Source organism: Psychrobacillus sp. INOP01, from assembly GCF_018140925.1.
GTDB lineage: Bacteria > Bacillota > Bacilli > Bacillales_A > Planococcaceae > Psychrobacillus.
This window is the reverse complement of the sequence record NZ_CP073315.1, coordinates 3,651,738-3,665,149: the sequence shown is the minus strand read 5'-3', so window position 1 is coordinate 3,665,149 and position 13,412 is coordinate 3,651,738. Positions and strand designations below refer to the sequence as shown.

Sequence of the window (13,412 nt, the reverse complement as noted above, 5' to 3'; positions counted from 1 at the left end):
AATTTCGTTCGCTATCATTCCTTCAAGTACAATGAATCCAGTGTTCACACTACATTTTTAAATACTTTCTATTGTTTAAGATAAAAAGGATTTCCTTCCGCATTCGGAAAGGAAATCCTTTGTTCACATTAATATTCCATAATAATCGGGATGATCATCGGACGTCTTTTTGTTTGTTGGAATAAATATGAATTTAGCGTATCACGGATTTCTTGTTTAATGTTTGTCCATTCAAACGTTTCTTTATTCACATATTTTTCAACAACTGTTCTAACTAGCTTAGCAGACTCGTCCATTAGCTCCTCTGACTCACGAACATAGACAAATCCTCTCGAAAGAATTTCTGGCCCAGAAGCAATTTTCTTCTGTGCTCGATTTAACGTGACCACTACAATAAATATACCATCTTGCGAGAGTAGCTTACGATCGCGTAGAACGATGTTGCCCACATCACCAACACCAATTCCATCGATTAGTACATTTCCTGCCTGAACTCGACCACTCATTCTCATTTTACCGCTCTTATATTCTACAATATCGCCTTTATCGGCAATGAAAATTTCCGATTTGGACATTCCAGTTGCTTGCGCCAATTTTGAATGGGCCATTAACATACGATATTCGCCTTGAATTGGTATAAAGTACTTGGGTTTTGTTAAATTCAACATCATTTTCAAATCTTCTTGACTTCCATGACCGGATACATGGACATTTTTCTCGGAAGTTAATACTTTCGCTCCAACTTTTGCGATTTGGTTCATCGTATTATACATTCCTACCTCCATACCAGGAGATGGGGTAAAAGTGATTAAAACAGTATCTGTATCTTTGATTTTAATATCTTTATGGTGTTTGCGAATCATTTTTTCTAAAGCTTCTAACGGTTCACCTTGCGTACCAGATACAATAACGACAACATTCTCATCATTGTGTTTTGAGATTTCTTTGATAGAAATAATTGTGTCCTCTTCTACAGTGAAATAACCTAGATCTAAACCAATTTCAAAGATATTTTCTAAACTTTTCCCAGCAATCGCAACTTTTTTCCCTGTTTCAATTGCTTTGTCAATTACTTGTTGAATACGGATGAAGTTTGATGCATATAGAGCAACTAAAATACGACCTTTAGCAGCGTGGAATGTTTCTGATAATTGGTTTTCAATTACTGCTTCTGAAGTTGTATAACCTGGTCTTTCTGCTTCAGTTGAATCGGATAAAAGAATAAATACACCATCTTCTCCTAAACCGGCGATTTTCGCTATATCTGGACGATACTTTCCTTTAGCCGATTGATCAAACTTAAATTCCCCAGTATGGACAATTGCACCTTCAGATGTATGGAACACGATTCCAAGTGAATCTGGTATACTATGCGTCGTATGGAAAAAAGTTACATATGCCCCTTGGAAATTCATACGGCTTTTATTTGTTACTTCAAAAAATTTGACTGGTTGCTTCGTCGGTAACGCTTTTAAATGCGTCTTTGCCAAAGCTATCGTCAATTTAGAACCATATACTGGTGCTTGTACTTTTTGAAGTAAATAAGAAATTGATCCAATCGCATCTTCGTGGCCATGCGTTAAAAAGATCCCTTTTACTCGATCTTTATTTTCCACTAGATAAGTAATGTCCGGTATAACGATATCTATTCCTAGCATTTCATTTTCTGGGAACATTAATCCACTGTCTACGACAAATATTTCTTCATCTATTTCTACTACATACATTGCTTTTCCGATTTCCCCAACTCCACCGAGCGGTATAATTCGAATAAGTTCATTTTTTACTTTTACCAAATCTTTTCCTCCTATAAATCAATTACGCCTCGGCATTGCGTCCAGATTTTGAATTGTACTTAGCCCTGCTTGATGCAGGTCAGTTAGCCGCCGTCGCATGTATACAACGTATTTTAGGCTAACAACATTCTAAGAGTCCGTTCAAAATCTGTGACATCCGCCGGAGGCTTAACTTTTCAGCAAGTGCTAGTACCTACTGAATTGTTATTACATATTAGTATTAATCTCTCCGCTTTCTCCAGAACTGAGAGATATCTATTCCTACGTTAGCTTGTTAAATTTTTGCTGAAGAAGGTAACCCGACCAACATCCACTAATTTTCATTATATCGGACGTCAACGATTCACACAAATAAAAAAAAGGCTGAAATAGGAAATCTTCAGCCTTTCTGCCAAAATTATTTAGTATTCAAGTATTGTTCCCAAATTATATCAAATTCCCGTTTTTCACTTTCAGCCATTTCAACAAGTGGTAGGCGTAAATTTCCCGCCTCAATTCCTACTTTAGAAAGTGCATATTTTACGACAATCGGATTGGGATGTTTAAATAACGCCTGTATTAGCGGCAATAATGATTGATGAATTCGTGCAGCCTCCGAATGATTACCATTTTGGAAAGCTAAAATCATATTCTTCATATCATTTCCAACAACATGAGAAGCAACCGAAACTACTCCCGAACCACCAATTGCTAATAATGGAAGAGTGAGTGAATCATCTCCACTATATACTTCTATATTACCTTTTGTTTTAGTCATAATTCTAGTCATCTGATCTAAATTGCCACTAGCTTCTTTTAGAAATTTAATAGATGGAATTTGACTTAACGTTACAACTGTTTCCAACTCCATATTTATTACTGAACGACTTGGAATATTGTAAACGATAATCGGTAAAGTTGTTGCATTTGCAATTGTTGCAAAGTGGGCAACCAACCCTCGTTGATTTGGTTTATTATAATATGGTGTGACGATCATTAGTCCATTTACTCCAAGAGCCTCAGCCCTTAGAGATAAGTCAATAGATGCTGCTGTACTATTACTTCCTGTACCTGCAATAACAGGAACTCTATTATTCACTTTTTCTACAACGAATTTCAACAAATTTAGTTTTTCTTCGGTTGATAGAGTAGGAGATTCACCTGTTGTCCCGCTAATGACAATAGAGTCAGTCCCTGTCGCAAGTAAATGTTCGATTAATAGTTCTGTCTGTGCATAATTGATAGAACCATCTGTTTGAAATGGGGTAACCATTGCCGTAGCAATAGGACCTATATTCATTTTTACACCTCTTTTAATATACCTTCAGAAATAAGCGCTTCTGCAATTTGTATAGAGTTAAGTGCTGCGCCCTTCAATAAATTATCTGATACAATCCACATATGAAATCCTTTATCATTCGAAGGATCTTTTCTTAAACGACCTACAAATACATCGTCCTTATCCTCTGCGTAGTATGGCATAGGGTATAATTGTTGATCTGGAGCATCCTGCAAAGTAATACCTTCAGTAGCTGAAAGAAGTTGCTTTACCTGATCTAGCGTGACGTTCTCTTGTTCCACTTCGACATATACGGATTCAGAATGTCCCGTCACAACTGGTACCCTTACACATGTAGCTGCGATTGCAAGATTTGGTAGAGACATAATTTTTTTTGTTTCATTCATCATTTTATGTTCTTCAAATGTAAAACCATCTTCGGTGAATATATCGATTTGAGGGATAACATTTCCTGCAATTGGATAATGCTTTTCAGCACTTTTCACTGGTAAAATTTCTGGTTTTGCCTGCTTATTTTTTAGGTCTTCACTTTGTATTGTCAATTCACTAATTGCAGCTGCTCCAGCACCAGACACTGCTTGATAAGTAGAAACGATAACTTTGTTTAAACCAAATTTCTGTCTAATTGGTTCAAGTGCGCAAACCATCTGAATAGTAGAACAATTCGGATTAGCAATAATCCCTGTTTGTTCATGCAACGCTTGTTTATTAACTTCTGGAACGACAAGCGGCGTATCTTTATCCATCCGGAAGGCGCTTGTATTATCGATAACTATTGCACCTCTATTACTAGCCTCTTTTGCTAAAGCTTTAGATATAGAACCACCAGCAGAGAAAAATGCTACGTCAACACCTTCAAAAGCCTCAGGTGTCGCTTCTTCTATTGTATAGGAGCTCCCATTTACTTCTACTTGTTTACCAGCTGATTTTTTGGAAGCTAATAATTTTAATGTTGTATAAGGAAAACTTCTTTCTACCAATTTTTCGATAATTTTTTGACCGACTGCACCTGTCGCTCCAACTATTGCTACTGTATAACCCTGTGACATGAAAAGCTCTCCTCCTAGACCAATGCTATTTTTTGATATTGTATTATATTATACATGAAAATACATCTTCATCAATATTTATAATTTATGAGTAATAAGTAAAGGCTGGAGCTGTTGGAATTGAATTGCGTGTTCCACCGTTGGTACTATTTTCGCAAAGTCAGCAATAAGTGAGTTTGGTTTGTTATGAGGATTATCTTGGCCGAAGGGGATAAAGTATATATTTTTGGTAGAAAGTAGTTTCATAATGTTCATACCATTCAATCCTAATGCATCATTTGTGGATATTCCGAGCACTACCGGTTTTCCATTGCGCAATGTAGCTTTTGCGGCCATTAACACAGGCGAATCTGTTTGGGCGTTGGCCAGCTTACTGATAGAATTGCCAGTCATCGGTGCGATTACCATACAATCCAATGGATTTGTTGGCCCAAATGGTTCTGCCTCTACTATTTTTGATACCACTTTACTTCCACTTGCCTCTTCTATTTTCTGTATCCATTCCTCACCTGTTCCAAAACGAGTTGCTGCGGTTAATACAGAATACGTAATAATAGGAACTACAGTAGCTCCTATTTCTGTAAACTGTTTAATCATTGGGATAACTTCTTCATAGGTACAATGAGAAGCAGTTATTCCTAACCCAATCCGTAGATCTTTTAACACTATTTTTCCCCCTCCAGTATAGCCAATTGAGTTTGCACAGTCTTTGCTATTAAATATCCCGCATCTTTCGGAAAATACAAGCCTGGTAAGCTAGTAGAATGTTTATAGTTTGTAGGGATCGAATCGGCTGACTCGAGTAGACATCCTGGATTTGAAGCTAGATCATACACTTTTTTAAATCTAGTCGTATCGGACGGACTAAGCCATCTATATGGAATGGTATTAATCAGATAGGTCGAGAGCGCATCTTGATTTTTAGCTACATGCTCAAATTGCTCAATCTGATACCCATAGCTTTTTGCTTCAAATAACTGATGATCAGAACGAACCGAGATAATTACCTCTGCACCTAAATGATGCAGAGCAAAAGCCAGTCTTTTCCCTACTCTTCCATAGCCTGTAATGATGAATTTTTTGTTATAAATTGATTCGTTTTCGCTTCTATAAAAGTCATTGATGAATCCCTCTGCTGTAAGATTTGCATTTTCCCAAATCCACTGTTCATCCTCTAAATAATTAAAAGCATGGACCTGGCTATTTTCTATTTCCTGTTCAATTTGTATATTCTTTTTTCCAACGAAAAGGAGAAGACATGACTCTGGCAAAACGAAAGAACTTTCTATTTGTAATGGTGGTATAGGTAAAAAGATAATGGTAGGCTGAAAATCGATTATTGCAGCTTTGAGTTCTTCCGTCCAAATCATCGTTGGAAATAATTTCACATCTAGTATGTTTTCTAATGTTTCCTGTAAAAACGGTAGACGGGCATCTGTACCTACGATTGCACATTTATTTTTCACGAATATTCACTATCTCCAATTTCATTGTTAGCTTCATTAAACAGGATTCTATCTTTTCCAATAAGAATAATTTCTTCCCATGCAATAAATTCCTTTTTCTTGCCAGACTTGCTGCCTTGAAAAAATGATCCTGTTTTTTGAAAAACTTCGAACCCCTCAATTTTCCCATTCTCAGGATTGAAGAGTAATTCAGTGTCTGCTAATTTGCCATATCTTGCGCCGTCCTTAACTTGAATAAGTTCTTTTTCTGCAAGTTCCGAAAGTAACAATCATTCTCCCCCTTATTGATTTCTATTTATATATATGCCATTTCGTAGTACAAAGTGAATAAAAGAAAAACCGGTTAAAATGACGCCAGGTCCTTTAGTTCAAAACCTGTTTCTATTTTTTTCACAGAGCTTATACAGACTTGTTGCTATAATATTACCGTATGAATTTTTAGGGATGCTGGTTGGTTGTGACGCACGTAACAACCAACCAGCATCCTTTATTCGGTAATTTTATGGTGTTTGTCTGCCCATTGCTCTCCTACAACTCTTAGAAACAGGTTATTGCGTCTTTGGATAACTAGAGAAATGATACTTTCCAATTTATATAGGAAGCCCACGAAGATACAATTTCGTGAGCTACTTCGCTTCTTTATGCGACAAACACTTACTACTTCTCTTTATTTCCACTAGTAAAAGAAAATTGTCTGCCTTCCTCTATCAGGGCATAATAGTATTTCCACTTCATCAGCGAGTACAAATCATTTTATCCCTACATTAACTTGGGCTAAACTTATTATCTAAGATACACTTTGCCAAATCCTATAGTGGAGTACTACTCACATTATTGATTGTAGTGCAAGGTGGTGACTCTGGCGGGAACAGCGCGAGCTGAAGACCCCGCTGGAGTGAAACGACGAGGAGGCTGAAGCCGTGCCCGCAGAAAGCGCCACCTGAAACGAAAATCACTAGTATTAACAATTCTTTAAATTATTATGAACCCAGTGTTCACTGCTATTTTTATATACTTTCATAAAAAAAAGCCGATCAGTTTTGATCGACTTTTGGTTTGATGATGGATATGGCTGGTTTATGAGTGAATGTCTCTGCAGCAAGATCCATTACTGATTGTAATGTGACTTCATCAATTGATTCACTTACTTCATCTAATGAACGATGTTCTCCGTAGAGTAATTCATTTTTACCATTACGGCTCATTCGAGCATTGGAGCTCTCTAACCCAAGAAGTAAATTACCTTTTAGTTGCTCTTTTGCATTGGAGACTTCCGTTTCAGTAAACCCCTTTTCAAGGACGTTTTGTATCGTTTGCTGAATAGACTCTGATAGTTCCTCTAGTTGGTTGCTTGAGGTACCACCATAAATAGCAAGTGCCCCTGTATCTTCATAGGAAGAATGATAAGAATAGATAGAGTAAGCAAGACCTTTTTCTTCTCTAATTTCTTGGAAAAGCCTAGAAGACATACTACCACCCAAAATATTATTCATCACTACTAGACTATAAATATTATCCGCTTTTACACTTAAACTTGGATAAGCTAAACAAAGATGTGCTTGCTCTGTCTCTCTAAAGTTTTCCACATGCACTGCTTTCAAATTTGGAGTTTCCACATGTATTTTCTCATTATTTTTATTGTCTAACCGGCTAAATAACGTTTCAATATGCTGTATTAGTCCTTCGGGAATATTACCCGCAACTGAAATGACAACATTTTCTGGAGTATAATGTTTTTTCATATATGCCAAGATCGTTTCTTTTGTGAAACTATTCAACGTTTCCTCTGTTCCTAAAATAGGTGAACCTAGAGGATCATTTTCGTACATTGCTTGCCATAAATATTCATGCACGATATCATCTGGTGTGTCCTCTACCATGTTAATCTCTTCTAGAACAACCTGTCTTTCTTTCTCTATTTCGTTTGCATCAAATTGTGAATGGAAAAACATATCTGCAAGTATATCTACGGCGTGTTCTGCATGATGATCCAATACTTTAGCATAGTAGCACGTATTTTCTTTAGATGTGAAGGCATTGATATTTCCACCAATGCGATCGAATTCTTCTGCAATTTGTTTCGCTGTTCTAGTTTCAGTTCCTTTAAATAACATATGTTCAATGAAATGAGTTAACCCATTTTCTTCTGGCAGCTCATATCTTGACCCAGCTTGCACCCAAATCCCCACAGCTACAGAACGTACATATGGAATATGCTCAGACACAATTCGAAGTCCATTATTACATGTAATTTTGTTTATCAAATTAACACCTCTGTTTATTCTATTCAGCTATTTAAAAAGGTTGCCGTAGCTATATGGCTACGGTCAACCTTTTATGTCGTGCTGATGTAATTAATTATTTGTTTTCTTGTTGTTCAGCACGTTCTTTTTCTTCTTTAAGTACAACTTTACGGGATAAGTTGACACGACCTTGATTGTCGATTTCGATTACCTTCACTAGTAGCTCATCACCCAATTTAAGGACATCTTCGACATTTTTCGTACGTTCTTCTTGAATTTCCGAAATATGCAATAAGCCGTCTTTACCTGTGAATATTTCTACGAAAGCACCGAATTTTTCAATTCGTTTTACTTTTCCTAGGTAGTATTCGCCAACTTGGGCAACTCGCACGATGTTTTCGATAATTTCTTTAGCGCGTGCAATCATATCTTCATCAGCTGAAGCAATATAAATTGTACCGTCTTGCTCTGTATCAATTTTTACGCCAGTTTCATCAATGATTTTATTAATTTGTTTACCACCTGGTCCAATTACATCACGGATTTTATCCGGATTAATCTTAATAACGACAATCTTAGGAGCATATTTTGACAATTTCTCACGTGGGTCAGAAATTGTTGCAAGCATGCTTTCTAAAATTTGCATACGGCCAATTTTTGCTTGTTCAAGCGCTTCTTCCAGAATTGTTCTTGATAGTCCATCAATTTTAATATCCATTTGAAGTGCTGTAATTCCTTTAGACGTACCAGCTACTTTAAAGTCCATATCTCCAAGATGATCTTCCATCCCTTGTATATCCGTTAAAATAGTATAGTTTTCGCCTTTTTTCACAAGTCCCATTGCAATTCCTGCAACTGGTGCTTTTAATGGAACACCTGCATCCATCATAGCTAGAGTAGACGCACAAATACTAGCTTGTGATGTAGAACCATTCGATTCTAATACTTCTGCTACTAAGCGAAGTGTATACGGGAAATCAGCTTCATCCGGAATAACTGCTTCTAGAGCACGTTCTCCTAATGCACCATGTCCAATTTCACGACGACCCGGAGCACGAATAGGACCAGTTTCTCCAACACTAAATTGTGGGAAGTTATAATGGTGCATAAAGCGTTTTGTTTCTTCTAGACCAATACCATCAATAATTTGAACATCACCTAGAGGTCCTAAAGTACATACACTTAAAGCTTGTGTTTGACCACGTGTAAACAATCCAGAACCATGTGTTCTAGGCAATACTCCAACTTCTGAAGATAGTGGGCGGATTTCTGCAACTCCACGACCATCAGGACGGATTTTGTCTTCTGTAATCAAACGACGAACTTCGTCTTTTACCATTGCGTCTAAAATTTCACGCACTTGCTTCAACGTTTCGTCCGTTGCTTCTTTTTCTGTATATTGTTCTAAAACTTCTGTTTTTACTTCCGTAATAGCATCTTCGCGAGCATGTTTTTCTTGTACTTGAATTGCTTGTACAAGTTTTGCTTCACAAATGCCCTTCACTTCTTCGAAAAGTACTTTATCTAACTCAAATAGAGGAATATCTTTTTTCGCTTTACCAACTTCAGCTACCACTTTTTCTTGGAATTCGATTAACTTGATAATTTCATTATGACCGAACATAATTGCTTCAAGCACCGTTTCCTCGGAAACTTCTTTAGCTCCTGCTTCAACCATGTTGATCGCATCTTTTGTTCCAGCAACAGTAAGATCTAAAGTACTCTTCTCCATTTGCTCTACTGTTGGATTAATAATAAGTTCTTCACCTATTAACCCTACTTGTGCTCCTGCAATTGGGCCATCAAAAGGAATATCTGAAACGCTAAGCGCTAAAGATGAACCTAACATTGCTGCCATCTCAGATGAACAGTTTTGGTCAACAGACATAACGATTGAAATAACTTGCACCTCGTTACGGAATCCATCTGGGAATAAAGGACGGATTGGACGGTCAATCAAACGACTAGTTAAGATTGCTCGTTCCGAAGGACGTCCTTCACGTTTAATAAATCCACCTGGAATTTTACCTACAGCATATAATTTTTCCTCGTAGTTCACTGTTAACGGGAAGAAATCTAAATTCTTAGGATTTTTAGATGCAGTTGCTACAGATAATACAGTTGTATCACCATATCTTACTAGTACTGCTCCGTTCGCTTGTTTTGCAAGTTGTCCTATCTCTACTTGCAACGGGCGTCCTGCCCATTCGTACGTAAATACTTTCTTTTCACTCATGTAATCTGGACTCCTCTCGACTTCAAAAACTCCTTAAAAAAAGGGTATATAAAAGTTATATGTATCATAAGTAGTGTATCAAAATTCTTTAAACTATGCGAAGTTTTTTATGCAAAAGAAAAAGCGGGATAAATCCCGCTTTCCTAAATCGAATCTTATCGACGTAATCCAAGTTTTGCGATTAGATCACGGTAACGTGATACTTCGTTTTCACGTAAGTATTTTAACAAGTTACGACGACGTCCAACCATTTTGAATAGACCACGACGTGAGTGATGATCTTTCTTATGAGTACGTAAATGTTCGTTTAAAGAGTTAATCTCTTCTGTAAGAATTGCGATTTGAATATCAGCAGATCCAGTATCACTTTCGTGTGTTCTGTACTCAGCGATTAATTCATTTTTGCGTTCTTGTGTAATTGCCATGTTGTTTTCCTCCTAAAATTCTAATTATCCCCTACTCCTGAGCAATCGTTGGAGAATCGAAAAAGCCAAGGAAAGGTTAAGTACGGTATTGTACTTCTAAAGATTATCATAAAAAAAGGTCTGAGGCAACTAATTGGAATACCTTTGCAATTATGTTTTTGATAAATCCACTCTATCTAGATGGATTAAAATCAGGTAGCTTAAAGGATTTTTATATTTATAGTAGATAAAAAATGCTCTGATTTCCTTTTCCCGCTGGAGTCGCCGCGTTGCACTCCAATCATTAAGCAGTGGTCATCTGTTTAGAAAAGGCTTTTATGAGTGAAAGGCGGCGACTCCTCCGGGATGAGTGAGACAGATGAGCCATCACAACGGAAGCGTAGCTACAGTGATGGCACATCACTCACCTCGCGGAACGCGTTCCACCTGTTTCTGCATCGCTGCGCTAGCTTCGAAACATGAAAGTGCGTTGTAACGGAAATCAGCAGAAATATTGAATAGGTCTCATTCTTCGATAAACTTGGAACACTAGATTTATTCAACAGGAAATTTTATACTTCTTATTCAATTAAATAAGCTACCGAAATTAAATGCCGGTAGCCCTTCTTTTTTTATTCTTCTTCTTTTTTAAAGAACTCGATTGCAACTTGCTTGTCTTTTCCGATTTGTTCTTTTAACTCTTCAATTCCATTGAATTTTTGCTCTGATCTAATACGCTTATACCAATAGACCGTTACTTCTTCACCATAAATGGATTGATCGAAGTTGAAAATATGTACTTCTATTGAAAGCTTTTTCTCTTCGGGATTATTAAATGTTGGTTTATAGCCCACATTACATACACCCTCATGCCAAGTCTCCTGAACGCAAATTTTAACTGCATATACGCCAGTTGCAGGTGTAAATTGTCCTTCAGTTGGTTCGACATTTGCCGTCGGGAAGTTTATAGTTCTTCCTCTTTTGTCTCCATGGATTACTACTCCTGTTAACTTAAAAGGCCTACCTAATAATTCTCTTACTTGCTCCATATTACCAACAGTTAGCTCTGCTCTAATACGAGTAGAGCTAATCTTATCACCAATGAGCTCTTTTTTATCTACGACTGATACGGAATATTTCCCTTCGGAAAGATGCTCCATATCCTTCATCGTTCCTTTTCCAAAAGCTCCAAATGAGAAGTCAAAGCCGGCAGTAACATGTTTTACATTTGTTTGGATTATAAAGTATTCGATAAACTTTTCGGGTGTTAGCTTTGCAAAATCGGAAGTAAACCGAACAACAAAAACTGCATCCACACCTAAACTTTTCAATATTTCTATTTTTTCTTGAATGGGTGTAATATAAAATACTTTTTCTTTTCTACCACCAAGCACTAATGAAGGATGAGGGTCAAATGTCATTACTGCTGTTTTGATATTCAACTCTTTTCCTTTATCGATTGCTCCCTGAATAACTGCTTGATGCCCTAAATGAACACCGTCAAAAAAACCGACAGCTAAGGAATATGATTCGTTTGTAGGATTTATATATAAATGGTTTGGATAGGATAAGTGATATACGTCCATATTATTCTCCTTTTTCAGATGAAAACATTTTTTCTGGTTTCATCATACCACTTTTTGTTGGATGTTTAATATATACTGCAATTGGATTCTCCAGTAATACATATACAATTTTCTCATGTTCGATTAGAAATGGATGTATTTGTACTACTTGTCCATTCATAATACTTTTTTTATTTTCTTCATTTATTTCAACTGTTGGCCAAGCAGATACTGCTTCTCTTATAGGTAGTAAGGTTTCAGTTAATGAATTTTCATCAACCGCTTCCTGGACCTCGGCTAAAGTTAAACATTGAGCTTTTGTAAAACTTCCCGAAGCAGTTCTGACCAAAGAAGACATATGTGCAGGATATCCAAGTAGCTCACCAATTTGAACAGCGAGTGTACGGATATAGGTTCCTTTTCCACAGGCAATTTCTATATTGAACGTAACTTCCTGTCCTGAAAAAATACCTTTTTCGTCCAGTAAATCAATTTTGTGAATCATCACTTTTCTACTTGGACGTTCCACTTCTTTTCCTTCACGGGCATATTCATATAGTTTTTTCCCATTCACCTTGACTGCAGAATACATAGGCGGAATTTGCGTAATTTCTCCTGTCAACTCCGCTAATACTTCTAAAATCCGTTCTCGGGAAAAAGACTTTAAAGTTAAGTCATTTTCTACGATATCACCATCGGCATCTTCAGTCGTCGTTGATGTACCAACAGAAATAGTAGCTACATACGTTTTTCCTTGATCCATTATGTATTCAGACACCTTTGTCGCTTGCCCTAAACAAATGGGTAAAACTCCTTCAACGCTAGGATCCAGCGTTCCTGTATGACCAATTCGTTTCATTTTAAGAATTTTTCTAAGTTTAAATACACAATCGTGTGAGGTCATTCCTTTTTCTTTCCATAAAGGCAATATTCCTTCGTACATACAGTTCACCCCCATTATACATAACAAAGAAGTCTGCTTCATTAAATAAGCAGACTTCTTTGTTTATTTTATTACTCAGATGGTTTATTAATTTGTCTTAATAAATCATCTATACGATTACCATAAGCTGCAGATTCATCATATTCAAAGATTAGTTCAGGCGTGATACGTAAGCGAATACGCTGCCCTATTTCAGAACGAATAAATCCTTTCGCTTTTTCTAAAGCTTTTAAAGTATCAGCTCGGTTTCCTTCAAGCACAGTGATGTAAATAGTCGCTTGTTGTAAATCACCAGTTACAGCTACATCTGTGACAGTGATAAAACCGATACGTGGATCCTTTAATTTTCGTCCGATGATTTCGCCTAACTCTTTTTTCATTTGTTCAGCAACTCGGTTAGCACGCATTGACATGATCGCTACACCTCATTT

12 protein-coding genes are annotated in these 13,412 nt (G+C 36.9%); all 12 read right to left on the bottom strand.

Going from position 1 to position 13,412, the window contains the following annotated elements; translation table 11 throughout:
* Positions 1-128 precede the first annotated feature (128 nt).
* The 12 genes from KD050_RS17900 to rbfA all read right to left on the bottom strand — a co-directional run bounded on the left by KD050_RS17900 (position 129) and on the right by rbfA (position 13,394).
* On the bottom strand, positions 129-1,796 hold the full coding sequence (locus tag KD050_RS17900) for a ribonuclease J (protein ID WP_211893670.1): 1,668 nt from the start codon (positions 1,794-1,796) through the stop codon (positions 129-131).
* Between the two features lie 397 nt (positions 1,797-2,193).
* Positions 2,194-3,075, bottom strand: coding sequence for a 4-hydroxy-tetrahydrodipicolinate synthase (gene dapA, locus KD050_RS17895; RefSeq protein ID WP_211893669.1), 882 nt, complete (start codon positions 3,073-3,075; stop codon positions 2,194-2,196).
* Between the two features lie 2 nt (positions 3,076-3,077).
* Positions 3,078-4,124, bottom strand: coding sequence for an aspartate-semialdehyde dehydrogenase (locus KD050_RS17890; RefSeq protein WP_211893668.1), 1,047 nt, complete (start codon positions 4,122-4,124; stop codon positions 3,078-3,080).
* A 78-nt stretch (positions 4,125-4,202) separates the two neighbouring features.
* Positions 4,203-4,790: a dipicolinate synthase subunit B gene (locus tag KD050_RS17885; RefSeq protein WP_211893667.1), complete on the bottom strand. Its 588-nt coding sequence runs from the start codon at positions 4,788-4,790 to the stop codon at positions 4,203-4,205.
* Positions 4,790-5,590, bottom strand: coding sequence for an NAD(P)-dependent oxidoreductase (locus tag KD050_RS17880; RefSeq protein ID WP_211893666.1), 801 nt, complete (start codon positions 5,588-5,590; stop codon positions 4,790-4,792). The genes KD050_RS17885 and KD050_RS17880 overlap by 1 nt, the downstream gene beginning before the upstream one ends.
* Complete coding sequence (locus tag KD050_RS17875; RefSeq protein ID WP_211893665.1) at positions 5,587-5,859, bottom strand: YlmC/YmxH family sporulation protein; 273 nt, start codon at positions 5,857-5,859, stop codon at positions 5,587-5,589. Before KD050_RS17875 ends, KD050_RS17880 begins: the two co-directional genes overlap by 4 nt.
* 765 nt (positions 5,860-6,624) lie before the next feature.
* Positions 6,625-7,854, bottom strand: a complete 1,230-nt coding sequence (locus KD050_RS17870; protein ID WP_211893664.1) for a M16 family metallopeptidase — start codon at positions 7,852-7,854, stop codon at positions 6,625-6,627.
* A gap of 94 nt (positions 7,855-7,948) precedes the next feature.
* Positions 7,949-10,069, bottom strand: a complete 2,121-nt coding sequence (pnp, locus tag KD050_RS17865) for a polyribonucleotide nucleotidyltransferase (protein WP_211893663.1) — start codon at positions 10,067-10,069, stop codon at positions 7,949-7,951.
* Positions 10,070-10,224: 155 nt separating this feature from the next.
* Positions 10,225-10,494, bottom strand: coding sequence for a 30S ribosomal protein S15 (gene rpsO / locus KD050_RS17860; RefSeq protein ID WP_090562453.1), 270 nt, complete (start codon positions 10,492-10,494; stop codon positions 10,225-10,227).
* A gap of 611 nt (positions 10,495-11,105) precedes the next feature.
* Entirely contained in the window at positions 11,106-12,059 is a 954-nt protein-coding gene (ribF, locus tag KD050_RS17855) for a riboflavin biosynthesis protein RibF (protein ID WP_211893662.1), read from the bottom strand.
* A 1-nt stretch (position 12,060) separates the two neighbouring features.
* Complete coding sequence (gene truB, locus KD050_RS17850; RefSeq protein ID WP_211893661.1) at positions 12,061-12,981, bottom strand: tRNA pseudouridine(55) synthase TruB; 921 nt, start codon at positions 12,979-12,981, stop codon at positions 12,061-12,063.
* Between the two features lie 71 nt (positions 12,982-13,052).
* Positions 13,053-13,394 carry a 30S ribosome-binding factor RbfA gene (gene rbfA, locus KD050_RS17845; protein WP_090562463.1) on the bottom strand — a complete coding sequence of 114 codons (342 nt, stop codon included), beginning with the start codon at positions 13,392-13,394 and terminating at the stop codon, positions 13,053-13,055.
* Positions 13,395-13,412 lie beyond the last annotated feature (18 nt).